Raw genomic sequence first — 23,907 nt, 5'->3', positions numbered from 1 at the left:
TTACAGGGGAATCAGCCGCAATGGCCGAAGTTGTCATCGTCTACTGGCGCGACATTCCCGCCCAGGTGATTGCCGGAAAAGGCCGCCGGGGCGCGAAAAAGCAGCTTTCGGAACGCTTCGAACAGGCCATTGACCGCTGCGCCATGAAGATCGGCGCCAAGGATGCCGACGCCTATCTGGCGGAATGGCGCAAGGCGACCCCCTATGAGGTTGAGGGCGAACAGGAGGAGGTGGCCGACAGGATCGCCGCCGATCTGGAAGCCGAATACGACACCGAGCGCCTGAAAGCGCTGATTGCCAACGAAGGCTGGGCGCAAGCCTGAGGAGCCAAGTCTAGGAGAGCCACATGGCCCTGAGTTTCTTCCGCAAGGACACCAAGGAATCTGCGACCGGCGCGCAGGCCGCCGAGATGGAGGCCTTCCTGAAGGGCTATTCCATCGAAGTTATGCCGCGCACCGCCGAAAAGGTGGAGGATTTCCGCGCCCTCCTGCCGAAAGGCACCCGCGTCTATATCGCCCATATCGACGGCACCCCGATCGAGGACATGGTGGCGACCGCCAAGCGCATCGGCGCCGAGGGCTTTGACGTGATGCCGCACTTCCCGGCGCGCATCATCAAGGACAAGGCGACGCTGGTGGATTGGGTCGGCCGCTACAAGGATGTCGGCGTCAATCAGGGCCTCTTGCTCGCTGGCGGCGTTGCCACTCCGGTCGGCAACTATGCCACCTCGATGCAACTGCTGGAATCGGGCGCCTTCGCCGGCTTTGAGCGGCTGAACGTCGCCGGCCACCCGGAAGGCAACAAGGACATCGACCCCGACGGCTCGGACAAGATGGTGATGGAAGCGGCGCGCTGGAAATCGGCCTTTGCCGAGCGCAGCGATGCCAAGATCGCCATGGCCACCCAGTTCTGCTTTGAGGCCGCCCCGGTGATCGCCTGGGTTGACCGTCTGGCAGCCGAAGGCATCAAGCTGCCGGTGCATATCGGGGTCGCCGGCCCGGCCAAGCTGCAGACGCTCATCAAGTTCGCGATTTCCTGCGGCGTCGGCGCCTCCTTGCGCGTGCTGCAAAAGCGGGCGATGGATGTGACCAAGCTTCTCCTGCCCTACGAGCCGACCGAGTTCGTCGCCGATCTGGCCGCGCACAAGGCGAAAAACCCCGGCTTCGGCATCGAACAGGTCCACTTCTTCCCCTTGGGCGGCATCAAGACCAATGCCCAATGGGTGACTGACAATGGCGGCGCCTCGGGCGTGCCTGCTAACGCTTAAGAAAAAGGTTGAAGAATGACCCGCACCGTTGTTGAATCCAAAACGAAAACCGTCATCATCGGTTTTGACGAACCCTTCGCCGTGATCGGCGAGCGCATCAACCCCACCGGCCGCAAGAAGCTGGCGGCCGAGCTTGAGGCCGGCAATTTCGAGACCGTCATCAAGGACGCGCTGGAACAGGTTGCCTGCGGTGCGACCATCCTCGACATCAACTCGGGCGCGGTCTTCACCAACAAGATGGCGCAAGACCCGCGCTATGCCGACAACAACTTTGTCGAGCCGCCCTTGATGAAGGCGCTGATCGAGATCGTGCAGCAGACTGTCGACGTGCCGCTGTGCATCGACAGCTCGGTTCCCGGTGCGCTGGAAGCCGGTCTGATGGCCTGCGAAGGCCGGCCGCTCTTGAACTCGGTGACGGGTGAGGAAGAGCGGATGGAACTGGTCCTGCCGCTGGTGAAGAAATACAACGTGCCGGTCGTGGCAATTTCCAACGACGACACCGGCATCTCGCCCGATCCCGATGTCCGCTTTGCCGTGGCGAAAAAGATCGTCGAGCGCGCTGCCGATTTCGGCATCCCGGCGCATGACATCGTGGTCGACCCGCTGGTCATGCCGGTCGGCGCCATGGCCTCGGCCGGTCAGCAGGTGTTTGCACTGGTGCGCCGCCTGCGTGAGGAGCTGGGCGTCAACACCACCTGCGGCGCCTCGAACATCTCCTTCGGCCTGCCGCACCGTCACGGCATCAACGGCGCCTTCCTGCCGATGGCGATTGGCGCCGGCATGACCAGCGCGATCATGAACCCGGTGCGCCAGCAGGAGATGGAGGCGATCCGCGCCGCCAACTTCCTGATGAACCACGACGCCAACGGTGGTGAGTGGATCCGCTTTGCCAAGGTTCTGGAAGCAGTCGAAGGCGGCATGACCTTTGCCGAAGCCTCGTCTGCGGCCAGCCAAGCCGCCGGCGGCCGTCGCGGCGGCCGTCGCGGCCGGGGCTAAGCTCCTCCTCGCGCGCCGCCCCGCCGAAGAGCGGCGGCGGCGGCGACAAGGCGCCCGATCAGAACAGTTTGCGAGAGGCGCGGGACATCTTCCGCGCCTTTTTTGCCAGATCCTGCCCGGCGCGGGCCTGCTGGCGTTCGGAATCGCTCATCTGGGCCGGGTCCTTGCCGCGGTTGGCGACAAAGCTGATCCCGGTATCAATCGCACGGTTCATCAATCGGCCGAGAAAGCGGTTCAGAAGCTGCTGGAGCATGCGGTCCATGGTGGCTTAGTCCTCGAATAGTTCGCTCTGGCCGGTCTGGGCTTCGTCTTCCTCATCCGATGTGGGCTGGCCAAGGCCCATCGGCAAGGGCCGGCTGTCCAGCAGCCCGGCCGCGCGCAGCTCTTTCAGCCCCGGCAGGTCACGCGCCGATTCCAGCCCGAAATGGTCAAGGAAATGGTCGGTGACGACAAAGGTCACCGGGCGCCCCGGTGTCATGCGGCGGCGGCCAAGGCGAATCCAGTCCAGCTCCATCAGCAGGTCGATCGTGCCGCGCGACACCGCGACCCCCCGGATTTCCTCGATTTCCGCCCGCGTCACCGGCTGGTGATAGGCCACGATGGCCAGCGTTTCGATGGCCGCGCGCGAGAGTTTCCTTTGCTCGACATGTTCCTTCTGCATCAGGAACCCCAGATCGCCGGCCGTGCGGAAGGCATAGGCATCGCCAACCTTGACGATCTGCACGCCGCGCCCTTCGTAGCGGCGGCGCAGCGTCACCAGCGCCTCGGCCGGGTCGCAACCATGCGGCATCCGGGCCGCGAGGTCGGCCAGCGTCACCGCCTCGGCACTGGCAAACAGGATCGCCTCGACCATGCGTTCCTGCTCGCCCATCGGCGGGGCTTCGAACAGCGACTGTTCTACCGGCTCATTCATCCGCCATCGGCCTTTCGGATCAGGATCGGGGCAAAGGTCTCGCCCTGTTTCAGCCGGATCTGGCCGCGCTTGGCCATTTCCAGCACCGCGGCGAAATGCGCGGCGGTGGCCGAGCGGCGCCGCGCAGGTGAGGCATCCCAGCCCTCGGGCAGGAAAGAAGTCAGGTCGGACCATTCGCCGGCATAGCCCAGAAGCCCGCGCATCCGCTCCAGCGCCTGCTCCATGGTGTAGACGTCCTGCCGGTCAAAGGCATAGGGGCGAAATTCGTCGCGGGTGCGAATGCGGGCATAGGCGCGCATCAGGTCCAGCAGCGTCGCCTCATAGGTGATGTCGCGGGTGTGGGTGATGTCTTCGGGCAGGCCGCGGGCAAAGAAATCGCGGCCAAGCTGGTCGCGTGCCATCAGCCGGGCGGCAGCCTCGCGCATGGCTTGGAGCCGCTCCAGCTGGAACGCCAGATGCGCGGCGAGGTCTTCGGCGGACGGCCCCTCCTCGCCCGGCTCGGGCGGCAGCAGCAGCCGCGATTTCAGGAAGGCGAGCCAGGCCGCCATCACCAGATAATCGGCGGCCAGCTCGATGCGCAGCGCGGCGGCGCGGCGGACAAATTCCAGATATTGCTCGGCGAGCTGCAAGACCGAGATCTTGCGCAGATCGACCTTCTGGGTGCGCGACAGCGTCAGCAGCAGGTCGAGCGGGCCTTCGAAGCCGTCGACATCGACGATCAGCGCCTCGGCCTCCAGCCGTTCGGCAGTCGGCAGGCGTTCCACCCCGCCCCAGTCGTCTTGTCCCGCCTCAGCCATCGAGCGCACCTTGCCCCATGGCGGCAAGGTCGGCCGCAAGGGCGGCAATGTCAACAGAATTGGCCGGGCGGCGCCGGGCCAGCGCTGCTCCGGCCCGCGCGCGCGTGTCGGGGCGCATGTCGCCCGCCTCGGCCGCGACCTGCAGCATCTCGGCCATGTCGCCCTTGCAATGCAGGGCAATGTCGCAGCCGGCGGCCATCGCGGCCCGCGTGCGCTGGCCCAGATCGCCCGACAGCGCCTGCATGTTCAGATCATCGGTCATCAAAAGGCCCTGAAAGCCGATTTCCTGCCGGATCACCCGGATCATGTCGGGCGATTGCGTGGCCGGGCGGTCGGGGTCATAGGCGGCAAAGATGATGTGGGCGGTCATCGCCAACGGCAAGTCGGCCAGCGCCTTGAACGGGGCGAAGTCATGGGCGGCCAGTTCGGCCCGGCTGGCGGTGACAGTGGGCAGATGCAGGTGGGTGTCGGCAGTGGCGCGGCCATGGCCCGGCAGATGCTTGACCACCGGCAACACGCCGGCCGCCAGATGCGCCTCGGCCACGGCGCGGGCGCGTTCGTACACCTGTACAGGCGTCACGCCATAGCAGCGATTGCGCAGGAAAGGGTGGGTTTCGGGCCCGGCGATGTCGGCCACCGGGGCGCAATTGGCGTCGATGCCAAGGGCGCGCAATTCCTCGGCCATGATCCGGGCGCGCAGGCCCAGCACGCGGGCGGCGTCCGCCCCCGCGGTCTCGGCGGCGTCGAGCGGTGGGATCCATTCGCGCCAATGCGGGCTGCGCAGCCGTTGCACGCGACCGCCCTCCTGATCGATCAGGATCGGCGCATCGCGCCCGACCGCTTCGCGCAGGGATCGCGTCAGGCGTTCAACCTGATCGGGATTGTCGATGTTGCGGGCAAAGAGGATGAAGCCGAATGGATCGGCCTCGCGGAAGAAGGCACGCTCCGCGCCGCTCAGATCAAAGCCGTCACAGCCGAAAATCGCGGCCATGCGGCCGATGGCGCTCATCCCCGGCGGCTCATCTCTGGGCGACGGGAATACAGGTGGCATTCTCGGCCAGCATCGCGGTGCAGAAGCGGCGGGTGTCGTCGTCATTGGCAAAGCCGTGGGCGCGCAGCCGGTAGAAGGTCTTGCCGCCGCTTTGCGCCGGCTGGATCACCAGCGCCTTGCCGCCCATCAGTTCCGCGAATGTGCCGGTCAGCCGCGCCCATTCGGCACGCGCCTTTTCCTGATCGTCAAAAGCGCCCAGCTGCACCAATAGCGTGCCGGGGGCGATGGATTCCGGCGCGATTTCCGTTGCCGATGCAAGGGTTTGCGTGACGTCTTCCAGATTTGCCACCACCGCGCCATCGCTGGCGGCGGCCGGCGCCTCCAGCCCCAGCGCCTCGGCCAGCGCGGCGGCGACGGCATCTTCCTGCGTGGCGGGCAAGGCCTCGGGCAAGGCCGCCGCCTCAAGCTCGGTCGTGGAAGTCAGGGCGACGACCTCCGCTCCGCCGACCGGCTCCAGCGGTTCCAGACCGGCCAGATCCTCATCGGCCAGTTCCATCGCTTTCGGCGCAAGGGTCAGGGTTTCCGGCAGCGGCAGCGCAGTGCCCGCCGCGGCCACGGCATTGACCGACAGGCCCTGATGCGAGGTTTCCGAGCCGCCGGGATTGGCGGGCGCCAGCCGCATCGGCCCGCCGACGGCGCGGATCACCGGAATGCCGCTGACATCGCGCATCGCCAGCTGATAGCCCCAGACGCCCGCTCCAAGCAAGAGTGCCAGCGACACTGCGGCACCGCCCAGATGGGCAAACCGCCCGGCCCGCGGGCCATAGGCCGCCGGATAGCCGCCGTCGAAATGATCGTAATCCAGATCCGCCATGCCCTATGCCTCGCCAGCGCCCCGCGATACATGCCGCCGGGGCTTGTTCTTTGCCTGCTCGACCGGCGGGAACTGTCTTAGCGCATTTCCTCGACCGGAGTGACGCCCAAGATACCCAAGCCGCAGCCGATCACAACGCCCGTGGCGCGCGCGAGGGCAATTTTTGTCGCAGATGTTGCCGCATTGCCCTCTTGATAGAATCGCAGGGATAGGTCGTCGTTGCCGCGATTCCACAAGCCATGGAGGTCGGAGGCCAGTTCATAAAGGTAGAAGGCCACGCGATGCGGCTCGTTGCCCTTGGCGGCGATTTCCACCAGACGCGGCCATTCGGCGATCTTCTTGGCCAGCTCGATTTCCGCCTCGTGGGTCAGGCCCGACAGGTCCAGCCCGGCCAGCGTGGCATCGTCACAGGTGATTCCCGCCTCGCGCGCCTTGCGGATCACCGAGTTGATCCGGGCATTGGCGTATTGCACGTAAAAGACCGGGTTGTCTTTCGACTGTTCCAGCACCTTGGCAAAGTCGAAATCCAAGGCCACGTCATTCTTGCGCGTCAGCATGATGAAACGGGTCACGTCGGCGCCCGCCTCCTCGACCACGTCACGCAGGGTGACGAAGGTGCCGGCGCGCTTCGACATCTTGAAGGGCTCGCCGTTCTTGTAAAGCTTCACCAGCTGGATCAGCTTGATGTCGAGCGGCACCTTGCCATTCGACAGCGCCGAAACCGCCGCCTTCATGCGCTTGACATAGCCGCCATGGTCGGCGCCGAAAATGTCGATCAGCTGATCGAAGCCGCGCCGCACCTTGTTGTAGTGATAGGCGATGTCGGGGGCGAAATAGGTCCAGCTGCCGTCGGATTTCTTCACCGGACGGTCAACGTCATCGCCATGCGCGGTAGAGCGGAACAGGGTCTGCTCGCGCGGCTCCCAGTCTTCCGGCGTCTTGCCCTTCGGCGGCTCCAGCACGCCGTCATAGATCAGGTCCATGCCGCGCAGGGTCTCGATTGCCGCCTCGATCTCGCCCGTGCCGTAAAGCGCCTTTTCCGACGAATAGATGTCCATCCGGACGCCCAGCGTCGCCAGATCCTCGCGGATCATCTGCATCATCAATTCGGTGGCGAAGTTGCGCACATCCTGCAACCAGACCCCTTCGGGCTGATCAAGCAACCGGCTGCCGAATTCGGCCTTCAGCGCCTCGCCGACCGGAATGAGGTAATCGCCGGGATAAAGCCCCTCGCGAATCTCCGGCTCCAGCCCATGCGCCTCGCGGTAGCGCTCATAGGCCGAGCGCGCCAGCACATCGACCTGCGCGCCGCCGTCGTTGATGTAATATTCGCGGGTGACGTCCCAGCCGGCAAAGGCCAGAAGGTTCGACAGCGCATCGCCCACCACCGCGCCGCGGACATGGCCGACATGCATCGGGCCGGTGGGGTTGGCCGAGACGAACTCGACGTTGACGCGGGCGCCCTGCCCGATCTGCGACCGGCCGAAACCGGCGCCCTCGGTCAGCGCGGCCTTGACGACACCCTGCCAGACCAGAGGCGACAGCCGCAGGTTCAGAAATCCGGGGCCGGCCACGTCGGCCTTGGTGATGCGGGGATCGGCGGCGAGTTTGGCGGCCAGTGCCTCGGCAATGGCGCGCGGGGCCATGCCGGCGGGCTTGGCCAGCACCATGGCGGCGTTGGTGGCCATGTCGCCATGCGCCCCGTCGCGCGGCGGTTCGACCGAGACGGCGGAAAGGTCAAGACCCGCGGGCAAGGCGCCCGAGGCAGCCATCTGGCCCAGGGCATCGACGACAAGCGCGCGGATTTCGGCGAAGAGGTTCATTTGATCAAGTCCTTTGCTTGGCCACAGGCCATGCCAGAGGCCAAGCGATTGGTCAAGCGAGGCTCGTTCTGCCACCGGTCGCCTCCCCTGCCCCGTCGTGGGGAGGGGCCGGGGGTGGGGGGCGGCCTCAGGCCCGCTTCAGCCGGGCTTTCAGCGCGGTTTCCACCGCCGGGGGCACGAATTTCGACACATCACCGCCCAGCCGGGCGATTTCCTTCACCAGCTTCGAGGCAATCGCCTGCCGCCGCGCATCCGCCATCAGGAACACGGTTTCAATGCTGGCATCCATCGCCCGGTTCATCCCGACCATCTGGAATTCGTATTCGAAATCGGCCACCGCCCGCAGGCCGCGGATGATGACCCCTGCCCCGACGTCGCGGGCGCAGTCGATCAGCAGGTTCTCGAACGGATGCACGACAATCTCGCCACCGGCCTTGGCGGCAATCGGCGCACATTCGGCCTCCACCATGGCCACCCGTTCCTCCAGCGTGAACAAGGGCCCCTTGTCGCGGTTGATCGCCACCCCGATGACCAGCCGGTCCACCAGCGCCATGGCGCGCTGGATGATGTCGGTATGGCCCATGGTGATGGGATCGAAAGTGCCGGGGTAAAGACCGATGCGCATGGAGCCTCCGAAAGCCGTGCGGGCACACGCAACAATATTGCGCAGGCCCGCGCAAGCCCCTTTCTGCCGCAGCGCGAGCCGGATCAGAACCCCTTGATCATGCCTTCCAGCGCATCCTTCTCCATCGACAGTTCGGAAAGCTTGGCCTTCACCACGTCGCCGATGGAAATCAGGCCAACCAGCTGGCCGCCTTCGATCACCGGGATATGGCGGAACCGGCCGTCGGTCATCTTCTGCAAGACCGCGTCAGTCTGGTCGGCGCGCACGCAGGTCACCACCTTGGCGGTCATGATGCTGTCGACGCTGTCGTTCAGACAGGACGGACCGCGCCGCCCGACCTCGCGCACGATATCGCGCTCGGACACAATGCCGGCAAGCGTCTTGCCATCCTTCGAAATCACCAGCGCGCCGATCTTCTTCTGCGACAGCACTTCGGCGGCCTGCGCGACCGTAAGACCGGGTTGCACGGTGACAACCCCTTCAGACCCCTTGGATTTCAGGATTTGGCTGACAAGCATGGGCACCTCCCTTGATGTCAGACAAAGCGTTGCGCCCGCGCAAGATTCTGTCAAGCAATACCTTGGGTTGTCAGCGCCATTGCCGGCGCCTCCAGCCGCGCCATTTCAGCGCGGGCCTCGCGCACCAAGGCCTCGGCAAAGCGGTTCAGGCGCGCAACGCGGGCATCATCGGCATGGCGGATCAGCCAGAAGGCGCGGGTCAGGCTGATCTCATGGGGCAGGATGCGCATGAGGTCGGGGGCCGAGGGCAGCGCGAAGTCATGCACCACGCCCACCCCAGCGCCCGCGCGCAGGAAGTTCAGCTGCACCGAGACAGAATTCGACGCCAAGGGCGGTGCGGCAAGGCCCAGTTCGGCCAGATAGTCGAGCTCCTTGTCGAAGATCATGTCGGCGATGTAGCCGACCAGCCGATGCCCGGACAGATCGGCGCGGGCGGTGATCGGCGGATGCGCCGCCAGATAATCCCGGCTGGCCGCCAGATGCAGCCGGTAGTCGGTCAGCTTCTGCACCGTCAGCCGCCCCGCCTCGGGGCGCGACACGCCGATGGCCATGTCGGCCTCGCGTTTCGACAGGTTGAAGACGCGGGGCAGCGCCACAAGCTGCACCTCAAGGCCGGGGTTGGCATCGCAGATGCGCGTCAGAACCTGCGGCAAGAGGTAATTGGCGCAGCCGTCGGGCGCCCCGATGCGGATCTGGCCGGTCAGCCCCTCGGGCCCGGCCATGGTCTCGCCCACCCCGCGCAGCGCCGCTTCGGCGGCCTCGGCATGCGGCACCAGCCGCAGCCCGGCCTCGGTCAGCCCGTAGCCCTGCGGCGATTTCACGAAAAGCCGGGCGGCGATGGCCTCTTCCAGCCGGGCGATGCGGCGGCCGACGGTCGCCGGGTCGATCTTGAGCCGCTTGCCCGCCGCCGACAGGCTTTCGCTGCGCGCGACGGCCAGAAAGATGCGCAGATCGTCCCAGTCCACCGAAGCCTCCTCCTGCGCTGTCGCGTCTCGTCGTGCGCCCCCCCGAAGAGCGCATGGAATGCGACGAGGAGGGATTTGCAGAAATGCAAAACCCTTTTGCCATACTGGCGCTTTTCGCAGCATTTCCGCAAGACTAAACTCGCGCCAAATCAGGAGGACTTCCCATGAAAGAGATCGGTCACTGGATCAACGGCAAGCTGGTTGCGGGCACGTCCGGCCGCTTTGCCGACATCATGAACCCCGCCACCGGCGAAGTGCAGGCCCGCGTGGCGCTGGCCACCGTGGCTGAACTGAACGCCGCCATTGCCGATGCCGCCAAGGCGCAGGTCAAATGGGCCGCCACCAACCCGCAGCGCCGGGCGCGGGTGATGATGGCTTTTGGCGCGCTCATCAACCAGAACATGGACAAGCTGGCCGAGCTGGTCAGCCGCGAACATGGCAAGACCCTGCCCGACGCCCGCGGCGACGTGCAGCGCGGCCTTGAGGTGATCGAGGTCTGCATGGGCGCCCCGGCCTTCCTGAAGGGCGAGATGACCGACAACGCCGGTCCGGGCATCGACATCTACGCCATGCGTCAGGCGCTGGGTGTGGTGGCGGGCATCACGCCCTTCAACTTCCCCGCCATGATCCCGCTGTGGAAGATGGGTCCGGCGCTGGCCTGCGGCAACGCGATGATCCTGAAACCGTCGGAGCGCGTGCCCTCGACCTCGCTGTTCCTCGCCGAGCTTCTGAAAGAGGCCGGTCTGCCGGATGGCGTGCTGCAGGTGGTCAACGGCGACAAGGAAATCGTCGACGGCATTCTCGACAGCGAGACCATTCAGGGCGTCGGCTTTGTCGGCTCCACCCCGATCGCGCAATATATCTATGGGCGCGCCGCCTCGAACGGCAAGCGCGCCCAGTGCTTCGGCGGCGCCAAGAACCACATGATCATCATGCCCGACGCCGATCTGGACAAGGCGGCCGATGCGCTGGTCGGCGCCGGGTTCGGCGCGGCGGGCGAACGCTGCATGGCCATCTCGGTCGCGGTGCCGGTGGGCGAGAAGACCGCCGATGCGCTGGTCGGCAAGCTGGTGACCCGCATCGAAAAGCTGAAGGTCGGCCCTTATACCGCCGGCGACGACGTGGATTTCGGCCCCGTCATCACCGCGCAGGCGCGCGACCGGATCAACGGGCTGATCGGCTCGGGCGAAGCGCAGGGCGCCGATCTGGTGGTCGATGGCCGCGGCATCAAGATCCAGGGCTATGAGAACGGCTTCTTCGTCGGCCCGACCCTGTTCGACAAGGTCACCCCCGACATGGACATCTACAAGCAGGAGATCTTCGGCCCGGTTCTGTCGACCGTCCGCAAGGACAGCTACGAAGACGCGCTGAAGCTGGTGATGGACAACGACTACGGCAACGGCACGGCGATCTTCACCGCCGACGGTGACACCGCCCGTGATTTCGCCTCCCGCGTCAATGTCGGCATGGTCGGCATCAACTTCCCGATCCCGGTGCCGCTGAGCTATTACTCCTTCGGCGGCTGGAAGAAATCGGCCTTCGGCGACCTGAACCAATACGGCCCCGACGCCTTCCGCTTCTACACCAAGACCAAGACTGTCACCGCGCGCTGGTTCTCGGGCATCAAGGAAGGCGCCAGCCTGAACTTCAAACAACTGGATTGATCAAATGCCGGGGTTGTGCTGAAATTTCGACCTCAGGGTCAAACATGGCGCAACCCCATCATGCCAGTTCATACCGAAGTCTTGCCCCGCTTTAATCTGGCGCTGTTCTTCTATTCGGGGCAAGTCACCTTTGACGAGGCGCGCGGCGCCGTCGCCGCCGTGTCACGCCACCCCGACCACCACGACACCATGCGGCAGCTTTGCGATCTGTCCGAAGTGACGGGGGTAGAACGCGATTTTCCCGAACTGATGAAATTGCAGGCCCGCATGGCCGAAGACCTGATGTCGCACCGGGGCGAGCGTCTGGTGGTGTTCTACGCCCCGACCAGCGCCGGGCAGGCCTTGGCGCAGATGGCGCGCAAAAGCTGGGACGGGCTGGACATCGTGCTGGTGCGGGTGGTGGAACGCGAAGATCAGGCGCTGGCGCTGCTGGGCCTGAAACACGCCGCCATTGCCGAGCTTTTCGAACTTGGCGCCTGAACCAGGAAGGCCCGAGCCCTCCTCCCCTGCCCTCCTTGATCCGAGCTTCTTGATGCCCGTTGATTTTCACATCTTCCCCGCGCGCAATCTGGTTCTGGCGCGGTTCAGCGGCCATATCCTGCTGGCCGATTGCCTCGCCTCGGCCGAAGCCTATGCCCGTCACCCTGACGCCAATCCGATGCAGAACCAGCTGATCGACCTTGGCGGCATCACCAGCCACGAGCGCGACTTCGTGCAGCTGATGTCCACCATGGCGCAGCTGCCCGATCACCTGTTGCAACCCGGCTGCGAGCCGATGGTGGTCTACATCGCGCCGCACCGGCTGTCGCAGGAGATTGCCGGGATGGTGATGAAATCCATGGCGGGCATTGGCGGGCTGGTGGTGCGGATCTATGAGGACGAGGCTCAGGCGCTTGAAGTCCTTGGCCTGCGCGAACGCAGCCTCTCGGCGCTTCTGGCCGGCGCCTGACGCAAAAAGGGCGGACCAAAGGCCCGCCCTTCGTCTTGGTGAAGCCGGCTTACTTCTGCCCGGAGCGCAGCGCGAAATAGACCGCGCCGCCCACCGCCACGCCGACGAACCAGCCATAGGTACCCCACCAGGCCGGCAGGATCGTCGTGAAGGTCGGCAGGAGCGACGAGAACACAAGACCGACGCCAAAGGCGATGAAGGCCTTGCCGTGCCAGCCGTTCTGGAACCGGAACTCGCCATCCTCCTGATAGAGCGCGTTCACATCCAGCTTGCCCTGCCGGATCAGATAGTAGTCGACCATCATGATCCCGAAGATCGGCCCCATGCCCGACCCGATGAAGTTGACGAAGCTTGCCGCACCCGTCTCCCAGGGCGACCAGGGAAACAGGATCAGGCTGATGATCGCCGCGATATAGCCGCCGCCCTTGAAGCTGATCTTCGAGGGGAAGGTGTTCGAGATGTCGAAGGCGGCCGAGACGAAGTTCGCCACGACGTTGATCCCGAGCGTCGCCACCGCGAAGGTCAGCGCCGCAAGGATCGACAGCGTCAGGCTGTCGAACTTGGCCGAGATCTGCTCGGGGTGCAGCAGCACTTCGCCATAGACCGAATAGGCGGCAGTGGTGGTGACGCCCGCGACAAGGCAGAAGGCCAGCAGGTTGACCGGCAGGCCCCAGAGGTTGCCCGTCCGCAGCGCCTTTTCATCCTTCGCATAGCGCGAGAAGTCGCAGAAGTTCAGGTAGAGCGCGGCGAAATAGGTGATCCAGGTCGCCGCAACCGCGGCAAGGGCGGCAAAGCTGCCCGGTGTCGCAGTCACGCCCGCGCCGGCAGTGGCCTGCACCAGCACATCCTGCGGAATCTCGGACCCGAACGAGAAGGTACCGGATTTCACAACGAGATAGATCGCCAGCACCAGCATGACGGCCCAGACCGCCGGCCCCGCCCAGTCCTGAAACCTGCGCACCGTCTCCATGCCGTTCTGGATGATGACGAGCTGCGCCGCCCAGACCACGAGAAAACAGATGAAGGTCAGGCTGGAATGGCCAAGGAAGGTGCTGGTCTGGTGGAACTCCAGCAGACCGGGGCTGCGCACCAAGAGCGCCACCAGCGCGCCGGCGGCGGCGGCCGTCTGCGCGCCGTACCAGAAACAGGCGACGATCGCCCGCACCAGCGCCGGTACGTTGGCGCCGAAAGTACCGAACGAGGCCCGCGCCAGAACCGGGAACGGCACGCCCGTCCGTACCCCGGCATTGCCGACCAGCGTCATCAGGAAGAAGATCACCAGCGAGCCGATGCCGATGGCGATCACGAAGTTGAGGAAACTGCCGCAGAGCAGGAAAAGGCTCGCGGCCAGATAATAGCCCCAAAGGCTGTGTACGTCCGAAGTCCAGACGTTGAAGATGGAAAACGCGCCCCATTTGCGTTCGGCCGCGGGCGCCAGATCCTCGTTGTGCAACGAGGGTGACGGGTTCGTAAGCTGCATGGTTTGTCCCTTCCCAGTGCTTGGACGTGACATGGCGGTTTCATGTCTGCTGATTATTTGGTCCGCGCGGGAAAGCTGCGCCCATTTGACGGGCAGGACAACCAAGGGTTTGGAGATAGGATTTTTCGTGATTATTTGAAAAAGTTTCGGATTTTTTCTATTTGGCGAATATGTTGAGCGGGCGGGCGACTCGCGGGAAGCCCACAGACCCGGCGCCACAGCAAGAGGAGACAGTCATGTTCACGACCAATGAAGGCACCGCCGACCGCGCGCTGCGCATTCTCGTCGGAATCGCCCTTCTGGCCTGGTTCTTCATGGAAAACGGGGCGGGTTTCTGGCATTATGCCAAGCTCTTTGGCATCGCGCCGCTGCTGACCGGCCTGATCGGTTATTGCCCGGTCTATACGATCTTCGGGGTCTCGACCCGCCAAGGCAAGTAAACCCGGCAACGGTGCCGGAAGCCTGGCGAAACCGGCGCAGTGGCGCTGCCGCACCTGCCGCCGTTTCGCCCTGCGCCGACGCCGCTGCCCCTTGCAACGGAGTTCCGCCATGACCTTCACCCGCCGCCAGTTCACCCGGCTTTGCGCCGCCGCCGGCCTGCTGCCGCTGGCTGCCGGCCCCGTCCGCGCCGGCTCGCATCAGGTCAACATCAAGTCGATGGAATTCATCCCCGCCGATCTTGCCATCGCCGTCGGGGACACGGTGACTTTCCTGAGCGAAGACAGCCCGCCGCATACCGCCAGCGCCAAGGACGAGAGTTTCGATACCGGCAAGCTGACCAAGGGCCAGTCGGCAACGATCACCTTCGCGCAGGCGGGTGAGTTCGACTATTTCTGCAAGTTCCATCCGTCGATGAAGGCCCGCATCACAGTGGCCTGACGGCGGAATTCGGCACGAATTCCGGGCCGATTTCTGTATCAGAAATCGGGCGCGATGCGGCGGTCGCGCCGGCCTATTCGGCGGCGTGCCGCTTGGGTTTCAGCATGTCCTTCAGGTAGCGCCCGGTATGGCTGAGTTCGACCTGCGCCACCTGCTCGGGCGTGCCGGTGGCCACGATCTGCCCGCCGCCGTCGCCGCCTTCCGGCCCGATGTCGATGATCCAGTCAGCCGTCTTGATGACATCGAGGTTATGCTCGATCACCACCACGGTATTGCCCTGCTCGACCAGCGAATGCAGCACTTCCAAGAGCTTCCTGACGTCTTCGAAATGCAGGCCCGTGGTGGGTTCATCAAGGATATAGAGCGTCCGGCCCGTGGCCCGACGCGACAGCTCCTTCGACAGCTTCACCCGCTGCGCCTCGCCGCCCGACAGCGTGGTCGCCTGCTGGCCGACCTTGATATAGCCAAGCCCCACCTCGCAGAGCGCGTCCATCTTCTCGCGGATCGCCGGAACCGCCTGAAAGAACTCGCGCGCATCTTCACAGGTCAGTTCAAGAACATCGGCGATGCTCTTGTTCTTGAACTTGATTTCCAAAGTCTCGCGGTTGTAGCGATGGCCCTTGCAAGTCTCGCAGGTGACATAGACGTCGGGCAGGAAATGCATCTCGATCTTGATGACGCCGTCGCCCTGACAGGCCTCGCAGCGCCCGCCCTTGACGTTGAAGGAAAACCGCCCCGGCTGATAGCCGCGCGCCTTGGCCTCGGGCAGGCCGGCGAACCAGTCGCGGATCGGGGTGAAGGCGCCGGTATAGGTGGCGGGGTTTGACCGCGGGGTGCGGCCAATGGCGCGCTGGTCGATGTCGATCACCTTGTCGAGATGTTCGAAGCCCTTGATCGTCTCGCAGGGCGAGGGCGTCTCATGCGCGCCGTTCAGCTTCATGGCGGCGGTCTTGAACAGGGTTTCGATGGTGAGCGTCGACTTGCCGCCGCCGGAAACGCCGGTGACGCAGACGAACTTGCCCAAGGGAAACTCGGCTGTGACGTTCTTCAGGTTGTTGCCGGTGGCCCCCACGACCGCGAGTTTCTTGCCATTGCCCTTGCGCCGGACCTTTGGCACCGCAATCTCGCGGCTGCCCGAAAGATACTGGCCAGTCAGGCTGGCCGGGTCCTCCGCCACCGCCTGCGGCGTGCCATGCGACACCACCATGCCGCCATGCACCCCGGCCCCCGGTCCCATGTCAAAGACATAATCCGCCTCGCGGATCGCATCCTCGTCATGTTCCACCACCAGCACGGTATTGCCCTGATCGCGCAGGTTCTTCAGGGTGGTCAGCAGGCGGTCATTGTCGCGCTGGTGCAGCCCGATGCTCGGCTCGTCCAGCACATACAAGACCCCCGTCAGCCCCGAGCCGATCTGGCTTGCCAGCCGGATGCGCTGGCTTTCGCCGCCCGACAGCGTGCCGGCATTGCGGCTCATCGTCAGGTAGTTCAGCCCGACATTGACCAGAAACCCCAGCCGTTCGCGGATTTCCTTCAGGATGGCGCGGGCGATTTCGTTCTTCTGCGCGCTCAGGCTGTCCGGCACCGTGCCGATCCAGTCGAACGCCTCCTGAATCGACATCTGCACCACCTGACCGACATGCAGGCCGGCGATCTTCACCGCCAAGGCCTCGGGCCGCAGCCGGTAGCCCGAACAGGCGCCGCAGGGCCGGTTGTTCTGGAACCGCTCCATCTCCTCGCGGCTCCAGGCCGAATCGGTCTCGCGATAGCGCCGCTCCATATTGGGGATCACGCCTTCGAACACGCGGGAGACCTGATAGATCCGCCCGCCCTCGTCATAGCGGAACTCGATCTCCTCGCCACCCGAGCCGCGCAGGAACAGATCCTTCACCTTTTCCGGCAGATCCTTCCATTTCGCCTTTTTATCAAAGCCATAGTGCTTGGCCATCGCGTCGATGGTCTGGGTGAAATACGGGCTTTTCGACTTGGCCCAGGGCGCAATCGCCCCCTGCATCAGCGTCAGCCCCTGATCGGGCACCACCAGCCGCTCGTCAAAGAACAGCTCCATCCCCAAGCCATCGCACACCGGGCAGGCGCCGAACGGCGCGTTGAACGAAAAGAGGCGCGGCTCGATCTCGGCGATGGTAAAGCCGGAAACCGGGCAGGCGAATTTCTCGGAATAGGTGGTGCGGGTGCCCTCGCCCTCCGAAGGCGCGGTTTCGATCACAGCGATGCCGTCGGCCAGATTCAGCGCGGTGCGGAAACTGTCGGCCAGCCGGGTCTCCAGCCCCTCGCGCACCACGATCCGGTCGACCACCACGTCGATGTTGTGGCGGAATTTCTTATCGAGAACCGGCGGTTCTTCCAGCTCATGGAAGGCGCCATTCACCTTGACCCGCTGGAAGCCCTGCTTGCGAAGGTCAAGGAACTCCTTCTTGTACTCGCCCTTGCGGTCGCGCACGATCGGCGCCAGCAGATAGGCGCGCGTGCCCTCCGCCATCGCCATCACCGCATCCACCATGTCCTGCACCTGCATCGCCGTGATCGGCAAGCCGGTGGCCGGGCTGTAAGGCGTGCCGACGCGGGCGAACAGCAGCCGCAGGTAGTCGTAGATCTCGGTCACCGTCCCGACGGTCGAGCGCGGGTTCTTCGAGGTGGTCTTCTGCTCGATCGAAATCGCCGGCGACAGACCCGAGATATGGTCGACATCCGGTTTTCCCATCATATCAAGGAATTGCCGGGCATAGGCCGACAGGCTTTCGACATAGCGGCGCTGGCCCTCGGCATAGATGGTGTCAAAGGCCAGCGACGACTTGCCCGAGCCGGAAAGACCGGTAATCACCACCAACCGGTCGCGCGGAATGTCGACATCCACGCCCTTGAGGTTATGCTCGCGCGCGCCCCGAACCTCGATGAACTTCTGTTCAGCCATGATCCACCCCACCAGACCCGCACAGATGTAGGGGGAATCCCGCGGCATTCCAACCAGAAAATGTGAACATAGGGTGAACTTGCGCGGTCCGCCGCCCGAGCGCTTTACAAATTCCATTAATAGAATATATTGACGGAAACCCTCTCCGAAAGGCTTCCCGATGTTCTCGTTCTTCGGCTCCTCCGCCAAACGCTTCACCGCCGCCGATGCCGTGGCCATGGCCGCGAGGGGGGAAATCACCCTGCTCGACGTGCGGGAAGCCGGCGAGATTGCCGCCTCCGGCACAGCGCGGGGCGGCGTGCATATCCCCCTGGCCATGGTGCAGCTCAAGGCCAACCCGCAAGGCCCCGACCATGACAAGCGGCTCGACCCGGCCAAACCCGTCGCGGTGTTCTGCGCCGTCGGCGGCCGCGCCGGTCAGGCGGCGCAGGTACTGGAACGGCTGGGCTATACTGCCCACAACATCGGCGGCTTCGGCGATTGGCTCAGCGCCGGGGGAGCGGTTCAGCGCTGAGCCGGCGCCGTGCCTGCACGGCGTGAATCGCCACGCCAAGCGCCGAAAACCCGATGACGAACAGGGCAAGGCCGATCTCCCCGGCCCTGGCCGTGATCCAGACCAGCAGCGGCGTTCCAACCGTAGTGCCAAGATTGCCAAGCTGGGCAATGGCCCCGGCGGCGCGGGCGCGATCCGCCGGCCCGGGGTTCAGCTCGGCCAGCGCGGCAAAGCTCGCACCCTGCACGATGCCAAGACTGGCCGCGACACCAAGCGCAAAGACGCTGGCCAGCCCCCCGCCCCAGCTCAGCCACAGCCCGCCCGCCGCCAGCATCGCCGCGGCAAAGCCGCGCTGCACCAGCCGCACCGCGCTCATCCGGCCCAGCAGCCAGATCCCCAGCGTCAGCGACACCGCGATCGAGACAAGCGGCATCGCCACGCCGATAAACCCACCCATATCTCCCATTTGTGCAGGCAAAATCGTCAAAACCGCGACATAGGTGACGGTGTAACAGACAAAGCCCATCGCCGGAGCCGCCAGCCGCGGCGAGGCATAGATCGCGCGATGCTCGGCCCAGAGCGAGGCCCGCCGCTTCACCTGCGCCTGCCCGCCCTCGCCGGGCAACAAAAGCCACAGGACCAGCGCGGCAACCGCCATCCAGATCGCATGCAAGCCGAACAACAGGCCCGGCCCGTGATCTGCCAGCAGATCCGGCCCGACATAGAACAGCACGGCATAGGCCACGCCGAAAAACGACGACCACAAGGTCATCGCCGCTCCCTGCCCGCGCCCCGGCGCCAGCCCGGCAATCGCCGTCGGCCCGACCACCACGATCACCAGATGCGACAGTCCTTCCAGAACCCGCGTCGCCAGCATCACCGGATAGGGCGGCAGGCCAATCTGCAGCGCGCTGGCCACCGCCCCCAGCGCCAGCGCCGCCACCAGCGCCCGCCGCGCCCCGACGCGGGCCACCCAAAGCCCCGCCGTCGTGCCGAACACCAGCCCGACTGTGCCGACGATCGACAGCATCACCCCGATGCCGATGCCGGCCTGCCCGGCGTAAACCGCCTCCAGCGCCGGATAGGCCACCGACATCTTGCCAAACTGCGCCGCCGCGCCAAGCCCCGCCGCCCAGATCGCAAAAATGGTCACGGCAGCGCGCATGCGAGGTCTTTCATCTGTTCAAAAATATCCTCGGGGGGAGGCTGCCCCGCAGCCCGGGGGGCAGACGGCCCCCCGCGATTTCTGCCACAGAAATCGTTTCCGGTCAGATATGCAAGGCCCGGCCATAGGCGTCGAGCACCGCCTCGTGCATCATCTCGCTCAGTGTCGGATGCGGGAAGACGGTGTTCATCAAGTCTTCCTCGGTGGTCTCCAGCGACCGGCCGACGACATAGCCCTGGATCAACTCGGTGACTTCCGCGCCGATCATATGGGCGCCCAGAAGCTCGCCGGTCTTGGCGTCGAACACGGTTTTGATCATGCCCTCGCTCTCGCCAAGCGCAATCGCCTTGCCGTTGCCGATGAAGGGGAAGCGGCCCACCTTCACCTGATAGCCCGCCTCCTTGGCCTTGGCTTCGGTCAGCCCGACCGAGGCCACCTGCGGGTGGCAATAGGTGCAGCCGGCAATCGAGTTTGGCTTGATGGCATGCGGATGGCCGCCCGCGATCAGTTCGGCGACCATCACGCCCTCGTGGCTCGCCTTGTGCGCCAGCCAGGGCGCGCCGGCGATATCGCCGATGGCATAAAGCCCGGGAACCCCGGTGCGGCAGAATTCGTCCGTCACGACATGGGTGCGGTCGATCTTGACGCCAAGCGCCTCCAGCCCAAGGTTCTCCACGTTGCCGACAATGCCGACCGCGGAAATAACCGTGTCGAATTCTGCGGTTACCGTGCCTTTTGCATCCTCAAGGTGAGCGGTCACCCCGACGCCCGGCTTGCGGTCCAGCTTCTTGACCGTAGTCTTTTCCAGAATCTTCATGCCCTGCTTGACAAAGGCTTTCTTGGCAAAGGCAGAAATCTCGGCATCTTCCACCGGCAGCACGCGGTCCATCACTTCGCACACCGTAACATCGGCGCCCAAAGTGTTGAAGAAGCTTGCAAATTCTATGCCGATGGCCCCCGATCCGATGACCAGCAGCTTCTTCGGCATGCGCTTGGGTTGCAGGGCGTGCTTGTATGTCCACACGAGATCACCATCGGCCTCCAGCCCCGGCAGTTCGCGGGCCCGCGCACCGGTGGCAAGGATGATCGCCTTGGCGGTCAGCTCTTCCACGCCCTTGTCAGTCTTGACCGACACCACGCCCGCCTTCGGCAGGCTGGCCGCGCCCATGAACACCGTGACCTTGTTCTTCTTCATCAGATGGCCGATGCCGCCCGACAGCTGTTTGGCCACCCCGCGCGAGCGCGCCACCACGGCGTCAAGGTCGAAGGAGGCGCCCTCGACCTTCAGGCCGAATTCCTTGGCGCGGTGCATCAGGTGAAACACCTCGGCCGAGCGCAGAAGCGCCTTGGTCGGAATGCAGCCCCAGTTCAGGCAGATGCCGCCCAGATGTTCGCGTTCGACGATGGCAACCTTCTGGCCCAGTTGCGCGGCCCGGATGGCGGCGACATAGCCCCCCGGTCCTGCCCCGATCACCACTACGTCAAAGCTCTGGCCTGCCATCTTTCCCTCCCTCAGAAAAAGTAGTTTGCCATTAAACTATCTTGTTCAACCAAGCAACGATATCAACGCCCGCCCCCTATGCACCCGATGCATGGCTGGCGCGCAGCCGGTTCACCTCGGCCATGTAGCCGCCTTGCGCCATGAAATCGGCCTCGGCCGGCGTGGTGGCGCGCCCCAGTGCCGCGTTGCGGAACGGGAATCGGCCGAAGCGGGCGATGATCGCCTGATGCGCGCGGGCATGCAGCGCCATCTCGGGGTCGGAGGGCATCCGCTCGGTCAAAAGCCGCACCGCCTGCGCCTGATCCTCGGGGGTTTCGGAATGTTCGAAGGGCATGTAGAAGAACTGCCGCTCGGGCTCGGGGGCCGCCATGTCCCAACCCGCCTCGACCGCGCGCTTCGCTGCGGCGAGCGCCCGGGCATCGGTGGCAAAGGCCAGCGCCGAGCCGCGGTGCATGTTGCGCGCCAGCTGGTCGCAGATCACCAGATAGGCCAGCGTTCCCGCTGCGCCGTCGATCCAATGCTCCAGCCCGCCGTCATGCGCCGCCTGCCACAGCTCGAGAAACTGCATCCGGCACTCGCGGTCGAGAACCTCGCCCCCGGCATACCAGCCTTCGGGACCGACCTCGCCCAGCCAGAAATCCAGAACCGTGACCGGATCAGACATCACACGCCTCCGCCATTTCGGCGAAAGCTGGCAGGTTCAGCCCGGCTTGGCCAGCAGAATTCGCTCAGTCGCCGTTGTCGCGCCCGATGCTGGCCTCGACCGCGACGGGCGAGGCCCCCGGCGCCAGCGTCCGCAGCCGCCGGCGGAACAGCCGCCGCCGTCCGCGCGTCATCCGCCACATGGCGTAAAGCGAAATGGCAAGGAACATCAGCGCGATGAACAGGAAGAACCCCGAAGGCCCGACCTGCCCCATCAGCCAGCCGGTCGCCATCGGCCCGCCGATCGAGCCCAGCCCGTAGATGAACAGCAGCCCCGCCGACGCGCCGGCCATCTCGTTTTCGGCCAGATAGTCGTTCACATAGGCGACCAGCAGCGAATAAAGCGGGTTGGCGATGCCGCCGGCCAGAAAGCCAAGCGCGCTCAGCACCGCCATGTTCCAGGTCAGGATCAGCCCGGCGCTGGTGGCCACCGCCCCCGCGACTGCCATCCACAGGATCATCGCGCGCCGGTCCCAGCGGTCCGACGCCCAACCGACGGGATATTGCAGCACCAGCCCGCCGACATAGATCGAGGCGATGAAGATCGAGATGTTGCGCACCGAAAGCCCGACCTCCGATCCCCAGACCGAGGCCATGCCGAACAGGGTGGAAAACAGCGCGCCCAGCAGGAACAGGCCGACGCAGCCCAAGGGCGAGGTCTGGAACAGATGCCGGATCGGCAGCGGCTTGATCTCGTGAAACGCCGGGGCGCGGGCGGCCGACAGCAGGATCGGCGTGAAGGCAAGCGAGACGAGGATCGAGGAAAACACGAACAGGTCGAACCCGCCCGGATCGCGCAGGTTCATCAGCACCTGCGAAGCGACGATGCCCAACATGGTCACGATCATGTAGGCCGACAGCGCCTGGCCGCGGTTTTCATTGGTGGACGAGGCGTTCAGCCAGCTTTCGGCGCTGATGTAGACCCCGGCGAAACAGTAGCCCAGCAAGACCCGCATCGCGGCCCAGGCCATCCAGTCGGGGGCGACCGGAAACAGGATCATCACCGCCGAAATCAGCGAGCCAAGCGCCGAGAACACCCGCACATGGCCAACCCGCTGGATCATCTGCGGCGCGAGCCGCGAGCCCAGAAGGAAGCCCACCGAATAGGCGGCCATGACATAGGACATCTCCAGCGTGGAAAAGCCCTCGATCTTGCCGCGGATGCCCAGAAGCGTGCCTTGAATGCCATTGCCGAGCATCAGCAGCATCATGCCCAAGAGCAGGGCCCAGGAGTTGCGCATCACCGAAAACATCGCGGTCCTTTCCTGCGGTTTTTCGAACCATAGCACGAGTTTGCGCCGCCGCACCCGGCTCGCGCCGGTTTCAGCGCCAAAACCGTCATCGCGGGATCAGCAGGCTGGCATCGCCATAGGAAAAGAACCGGTAGCCCGCCGCGATGGCATGGGCATAGATGCGGTCGATGCGCTCCTTGCCCATCAGCGCCGAGACCAGCATCAGCAGCGTCGATTTCGGCAGGTGGAAATTGGTCATCAGCGCATCGGCCACGCGGAAGCGGTAGCCGGGATAGATGAAGATGTCGGTGGTGCCCCGCCATGCCGCGATGCGCCCGCCCAAGGCGGCGCTTTCGATCAGCCGGAGCGCCGTGGTGCCGACCGGAATCACCCGCCGGCCCTGATCCTTGGCGGCAGCGATCCGGGCGGCGGCGGCTTCGGTCACTTCGCCCCACTCGGCATGCATGCGGTGGGTGGTCACATCCTCGACCTTGACCGGCAGGAAGGTGCCGGCGCCGACATGCAGCGTCACCTCGACGAACTCCACCCCGCGGTGCCGCAGGGCGTCGAGCAGGGCGGCATCGAAATGCAGGCTGGCCGTGGGCGCTGCCACGGCGCCGGAATGGCGGGCAAAGACAGTCTGGTAATCGTCGCGGTCGGCCGCGTCCGCCGGGCGCTTGGCAGCGATATAGGGCGGCAGCGGCATGGCCCCGGCGGCGTTCAGTGCCGCGTCGAAATCGGCGCCCGTGCAGTTGAAGGCCAGCTCCAGATCGGTTTCGGATTTCGCCACCACTCGGGCGGAAAGCGCATCGGAGAACACGATCTCCTCGCCCGCCTGCAGCTTGCGCAGCGGTTTGGCCAAGGCCCGCCAGCCCTGCGCCGTGGGTTCCAGCAGCGTCACCTCCACCTTCGCCACCGCCTCGCCGCGCTGGCGCTGCCCGAACAGCCGGGCCGGAATGACGCGGGTGTTGTTCAGCACCAGCAGATCGCCCGGCTGGAAGATCTGCGCCAGATCCGACACCCGCCGGTCGCTGATCCGGTCGCCCTCGGCCAGCAGAAGCCGGGCCGAGCTGCGCGGTTTTGCCGGCCGCGTCGCAATCAGCGTCTCGGGCAGGTGAAAATCGAAATCTGAAAGCTGCAT

The 23,907-nt window shown here is 65.1% G+C and carries 25 protein-coding genes; 9 read left to right on the top strand and 16 right to left on the bottom strand.

Features of this window, described 5'->3' with window-relative positions; all coding sequences use genetic code 11:
• Positions 1 to 20: 20 nt before the first annotated feature.
• From G4Z14_RS01510 to G4Z14_RS01500, 3 genes are read left to right on the top strand one after another with little or no spacing between them, the layout of a single operon-like run.
• A complete protein-coding gene (locus tag G4Z14_RS01510) occupies positions 21 to 323 on the top strand; it encodes a virulence factor (protein ID WP_164622987.1) in 303 nt (100 codons plus the stop codon).
• Positions 324 to 346: 23 nt separating this feature from the next.
• Positions 347 to 1,267, top strand: a complete 921-nt coding sequence (locus G4Z14_RS01505) for a methylenetetrahydrofolate reductase (protein WP_407703776.1) — start codon at positions 347 to 349, stop codon at positions 1,265 to 1,267.
• 15 nt (positions 1,268 to 1,282) lie between these two features.
• Positions 1,283 to 2,263 carry a methyltetrahydrofolate cobalamin methyltransferase gene (locus G4Z14_RS01500; RefSeq protein WP_164622986.1) on the top strand — a complete coding sequence of 327 codons (981 nt, stop codon included), beginning with the start codon at positions 1,283 to 1,285 and terminating at the stop codon, positions 2,261 to 2,263.
• A gap of 58 nt (positions 2,264 to 2,321) precedes the next feature.
• Here the strand turns inward: G4Z14_RS01500 and G4Z14_RS01495 are convergent, their stop codons facing one another.
• From G4Z14_RS01495 to G4Z14_RS01455, 9 genes are all read right to left on the bottom strand, one after another.
• Positions 2,322 to 2,525 carry a hypothetical protein gene (locus tag G4Z14_RS01495; RefSeq protein ID WP_164622985.1) on the bottom strand — a complete coding sequence of 68 codons (204 nt, stop codon included), beginning with the start codon at positions 2,523 to 2,525 and terminating at the stop codon, positions 2,322 to 2,324.
• Between the two features lie 6 nt (positions 2,526 to 2,531).
• A complete protein-coding gene (gene scpB, locus G4Z14_RS01490; protein WP_164622984.1) occupies positions 2,532 to 3,176 on the bottom strand; it encodes an SMC-Scp complex subunit ScpB in 645 nt (214 codons plus the stop codon).
• The gene (locus G4Z14_RS01485; RefSeq protein WP_164622983.1) at positions 3,173 to 3,973 is read right to left on the bottom strand and encodes a segregation and condensation protein A; all 801 of its coding nucleotides are present in this window, start codon (positions 3,971 to 3,973) and stop codon (positions 3,173 to 3,175) included. The genes scpB and G4Z14_RS01485 overlap by 4 nt, the downstream gene beginning before the upstream one ends.
• Positions 3,966 to 4,982: a glycoside hydrolase family 3 protein gene (locus G4Z14_RS01480; RefSeq protein ID WP_164622982.1), complete on the bottom strand. Its 1,017-nt coding sequence runs from the start codon at positions 4,980 to 4,982 to the stop codon at positions 3,966 to 3,968. The genes G4Z14_RS01485 and G4Z14_RS01480 overlap by 8 nt, the downstream gene beginning before the upstream one ends.
• A 10-nt stretch (positions 4,983 to 4,992) precedes the next feature.
• The gene (locus G4Z14_RS01475; RefSeq protein WP_164622981.1) at positions 4,993 to 5,838 is read right to left on the bottom strand and encodes an SPOR domain-containing protein; all 846 of its coding nucleotides are present in this window, start codon (positions 5,836 to 5,838) and stop codon (positions 4,993 to 4,995) included.
• A 77-nt stretch (positions 5,839 to 5,915) separates the two neighbouring features.
• Positions 5,916 to 7,661 (bottom strand): arginine--tRNA ligase, encoded by a 1,746-nt coding sequence (gene argS, locus G4Z14_RS01470; protein WP_164622980.1) that lies wholly within the window; start codon positions 7,659 to 7,661, stop codon positions 5,916 to 5,918.
• A 127-nt stretch (positions 7,662 to 7,788) separates the two neighbouring features.
• Complete coding sequence (gene coaD / locus G4Z14_RS01465) at positions 7,789 to 8,286, bottom strand: pantetheine-phosphate adenylyltransferase (RefSeq protein WP_164622979.1); 498 nt, start codon at positions 8,284 to 8,286, stop codon at positions 7,789 to 7,791.
• 83 nt (positions 8,287 to 8,369) lie between these two features.
• Positions 8,370 to 8,804 (bottom strand): CBS domain-containing protein, encoded by a 435-nt coding sequence (locus G4Z14_RS01460; protein WP_164622978.1) that lies wholly within the window; start codon positions 8,802 to 8,804, stop codon positions 8,370 to 8,372.
• A 50-nt stretch (positions 8,805 to 8,854) separates the two neighbouring features.
• A complete protein-coding gene (locus tag G4Z14_RS01455) occupies positions 8,855 to 9,769 on the bottom strand; it encodes a LysR family transcriptional regulator (protein ID WP_164622977.1) in 915 nt (304 codons plus the stop codon).
• Positions 9,770 to 9,933: 164 nt separating this feature from the next.
• Between G4Z14_RS01455 and G4Z14_RS01450 the strand changes: the two genes are divergently transcribed.
• Genes G4Z14_RS01450 through G4Z14_RS01440 form a run of 3 tightly spaced genes read left to right on the top strand, consistent with a single transcriptional unit; the run spans position 9,934 to position 12,382 of the window.
• Positions 9,934 to 11,433 (top strand): CoA-acylating methylmalonate-semialdehyde dehydrogenase, encoded by a 1,500-nt coding sequence (locus G4Z14_RS01450; RefSeq protein ID WP_164622976.1) that lies wholly within the window; start codon positions 9,934 to 9,936, stop codon positions 11,431 to 11,433.
• 60 nt (positions 11,434 to 11,493) lie between these two features.
• The gene (locus G4Z14_RS01445) at positions 11,494 to 11,913 is read left to right on the top strand and encodes a hypothetical protein (RefSeq protein ID WP_164622975.1); all 420 of its coding nucleotides are present in this window, start codon (positions 11,494 to 11,496) and stop codon (positions 11,911 to 11,913) included.
• A gap of 52 nt (positions 11,914 to 11,965) precedes the next feature.
• Positions 11,966 to 12,382 (top strand): hypothetical protein, encoded by a 417-nt coding sequence (locus G4Z14_RS01440; protein ID WP_164622974.1) that lies wholly within the window; start codon positions 11,966 to 11,968, stop codon positions 12,380 to 12,382.
• A gap of 49 nt (positions 12,383 to 12,431) precedes the next feature.
• Here the strand turns inward: G4Z14_RS01440 and G4Z14_RS01435 are convergent, their stop codons facing one another.
• Positions 12,432 to 13,862, bottom strand: coding sequence for an NCS1 family nucleobase:cation symporter-1 (locus G4Z14_RS01435; RefSeq protein WP_164622973.1), 1,431 nt, complete (start codon positions 13,860 to 13,862; stop codon positions 12,432 to 12,434).
• Positions 13,863 to 14,098: 236 nt separating this feature from the next.
• Here G4Z14_RS01435 and G4Z14_RS01430 point away from each other — a divergent pair, with 236 nt between their 5' ends.
• Complete coding sequence (locus G4Z14_RS01430) at positions 14,099 to 14,302, top strand: YgaP family membrane protein (RefSeq protein WP_164622972.1); 204 nt, start codon at positions 14,099 to 14,101, stop codon at positions 14,300 to 14,302.
• A 109-nt stretch (positions 14,303 to 14,411) separates the two neighbouring features.
• A complete protein-coding gene (locus G4Z14_RS01425) occupies positions 14,412 to 14,741 on the top strand; it encodes a cupredoxin domain-containing protein (protein ID WP_164622971.1) in 330 nt (109 codons plus the stop codon).
• 73 nt (positions 14,742 to 14,814) lie between these two features.
• Here G4Z14_RS01425 and uvrA read toward each other — a convergent pair whose 3' ends face one another.
• A complete protein-coding gene (gene uvrA / locus G4Z14_RS01420; RefSeq protein ID WP_164622970.1) occupies positions 14,815 to 17,673 on the bottom strand; it encodes an excinuclease ABC subunit UvrA in 2,859 nt (952 codons plus the stop codon).
• 160 nt (positions 17,674 to 17,833) lie between these two features.
• Here uvrA and G4Z14_RS01415 point away from each other — a divergent pair, with 160 nt between their 5' ends.
• Complete coding sequence (locus G4Z14_RS01415; RefSeq protein WP_164622969.1) at positions 17,834 to 18,187, top strand: rhodanese-like domain-containing protein; 354 nt, start codon at positions 17,834 to 17,836, stop codon at positions 18,185 to 18,187.
• Here the strand turns inward: G4Z14_RS01415 and G4Z14_RS01410 are convergent.
• From G4Z14_RS01410 to queA, 5 genes are all read right to left on the bottom strand, one after another.
• Positions 18,159 to 19,319: an MFS transporter gene (locus tag G4Z14_RS01410; RefSeq protein WP_321572990.1), complete on the bottom strand. Its 1,161-nt coding sequence runs from the start codon at positions 19,317 to 19,319 to the stop codon at positions 18,159 to 18,161. The two genes, G4Z14_RS01415 and G4Z14_RS01410, sit on opposite strands and share 29 nt — an antisense overlap.
• A gap of 115 nt (positions 19,320 to 19,434) precedes the next feature.
• On the bottom strand, positions 19,435 to 20,832 hold the full coding sequence (lpdA, locus tag G4Z14_RS01405; RefSeq protein WP_164622967.1) for a dihydrolipoyl dehydrogenase: 1,398 nt from the start codon (positions 20,830 to 20,832) through the stop codon (positions 19,435 to 19,437).
• A gap of 76 nt (positions 20,833 to 20,908) precedes the next feature.
• The gene (locus G4Z14_RS01400) at positions 20,909 to 21,499 is read right to left on the bottom strand and encodes a DUF924 family protein (RefSeq protein ID WP_321572989.1); all 591 of its coding nucleotides are present in this window, start codon (positions 21,497 to 21,499) and stop codon (positions 20,909 to 20,911) included.
• A 61-nt stretch (positions 21,500 to 21,560) separates the two neighbouring features.
• Positions 21,561 to 22,787, bottom strand: a complete 1,227-nt coding sequence (locus tag G4Z14_RS01395) for an MFS transporter (RefSeq protein ID WP_164622965.1) — start codon at positions 22,785 to 22,787, stop codon at positions 21,561 to 21,563.
• A gap of 85 nt (positions 22,788 to 22,872) precedes the next feature.
• Positions 22,873 to 23,907, bottom strand: coding sequence for a tRNA preQ1(34) S-adenosylmethionine ribosyltransferase-isomerase QueA (gene queA / locus G4Z14_RS01390; protein WP_164622964.1), 1,035 nt, complete (start codon positions 23,905 to 23,907; stop codon positions 22,873 to 22,875).

The organism is Tabrizicola oligotrophica (assembly GCF_011008935.1).
Taxonomy (GTDB): Bacteria; Pseudomonadota; Alphaproteobacteria; order Rhodobacterales; family Rhodobacteraceae; genus Tabrizicola_A; species Tabrizicola_A oligotrophica.
This window is presented reverse-complemented; position numbering and strand designations above follow the sequence as displayed.

Coding starts and splice junctions, on each gene's coding strand:
- G4Z14_RS01495 (WP_164622985.1), bottom strand. CDS start 2,525: ATGGACCGCATGCTCCAGCAGCTTCTGAACCGCTTTCTCGGCCGATTG.
- G4Z14_RS01415 (WP_164622969.1), top strand. CDS start 17,834: ATGTTCTCGTTCTTCGGCTCCTCCGCCAAACGCTTCACCGCCGCCGAT.
- queA (WP_164622964.1), bottom strand. CDS start 23,907: ATGCAGCTTTCAGATTTCGATTTTCACCTGCCCGAGACGCTGATTGCG.
- G4Z14_RS01425 (WP_164622971.1), top strand. CDS start 14,412: ATGACCTTCACCCGCCGCCAGTTCACCCGGCTTTGCGCCGCCGCCGGC.
- coaD (WP_164622979.1), bottom strand. CDS start 8,286: ATGCGCATCGGTCTTTACCCCGGCACTTTCGATCCCATCACCATGGGC.
- G4Z14_RS01475 (WP_164622981.1), bottom strand. CDS start 5,838: ATGGCGGATCTGGATTACGATCATTTCGACGGCGGCTATCCGGCGGCC.
- G4Z14_RS01480 (WP_164622982.1), bottom strand. CDS start 4,982: ATGAGCGCCATCGGCCGCATGGCCGCGATTTTCGGCTGTGACGGCTTT.
- G4Z14_RS01450 (WP_164622976.1), top strand. CDS start 9,934: ATGAAAGAGATCGGTCACTGGATCAACGGCAAGCTGGTTGCGGGCACG.
- G4Z14_RS01505 (WP_407703776.1), top strand. CDS start 347: ATGGCCCTGAGTTTCTTCCGCAAGGACACCAAGGAATCTGCGACCGGC.
- G4Z14_RS01500 (WP_164622986.1), top strand. CDS start 1,283: ATGACCCGCACCGTTGTTGAATCCAAAACGAAAACCGTCATCATCGGT.
- G4Z14_RS01485 (WP_164622983.1), bottom strand. CDS start 3,973: ATGGCTGAGGCGGGACAAGACGACTGGGGCGGGGTGGAACGCCTGCCG.
- G4Z14_RS01430 (WP_164622972.1), top strand. CDS start 14,099: ATGTTCACGACCAATGAAGGCACCGCCGACCGCGCGCTGCGCATTCTC.
- G4Z14_RS01460 (WP_164622978.1), bottom strand. CDS start 8,804: ATGCTTGTCAGCCAAATCCTGAAATCCAAGGGGTCTGAAGGGGTTGTC.
- scpB (WP_164622984.1), bottom strand. CDS start 3,176: ATGAATGAGCCGGTAGAACAGTCGCTGTTCGAAGCCCCGCCGATGGGC.
- argS (WP_164622980.1), bottom strand. CDS start 7,661: ATGAACCTCTTCGCCGAAATCCGCGCGCTTGTCGTCGATGCCCTGGGC.
- G4Z14_RS01440 (WP_164622974.1), top strand. CDS start 11,966: ATGCCCGTTGATTTTCACATCTTCCCCGCGCGCAATCTGGTTCTGGCG.
- G4Z14_RS01395 (WP_164622965.1), bottom strand. CDS start 22,787: ATGTTTTCGGTGATGCGCAACTCCTGGGCCCTGCTCTTGGGCATGATG.
- G4Z14_RS01510 (WP_164622987.1), top strand. CDS start 21: ATGGCCGAAGTTGTCATCGTCTACTGGCGCGACATTCCCGCCCAGGTG.
- uvrA (WP_164622970.1), bottom strand. CDS start 17,673: ATGGCTGAACAGAAGTTCATCGAGGTTCGGGGCGCGCGCGAGCATAAC.
- G4Z14_RS01435 (WP_164622973.1), bottom strand. CDS start 13,862: ATGCAGCTTACGAACCCGTCACCCTCGTTGCACAACGAGGATCTGGCG.
- G4Z14_RS01445 (WP_164622975.1), top strand. CDS start 11,494: ATGCCAGTTCATACCGAAGTCTTGCCCCGCTTTAATCTGGCGCTGTTC.
- lpdA (WP_164622967.1), bottom strand. CDS start 20,832: ATGGCAGGCCAGAGCTTTGACGTAGTGGTGATCGGGGCAGGACCGGGG.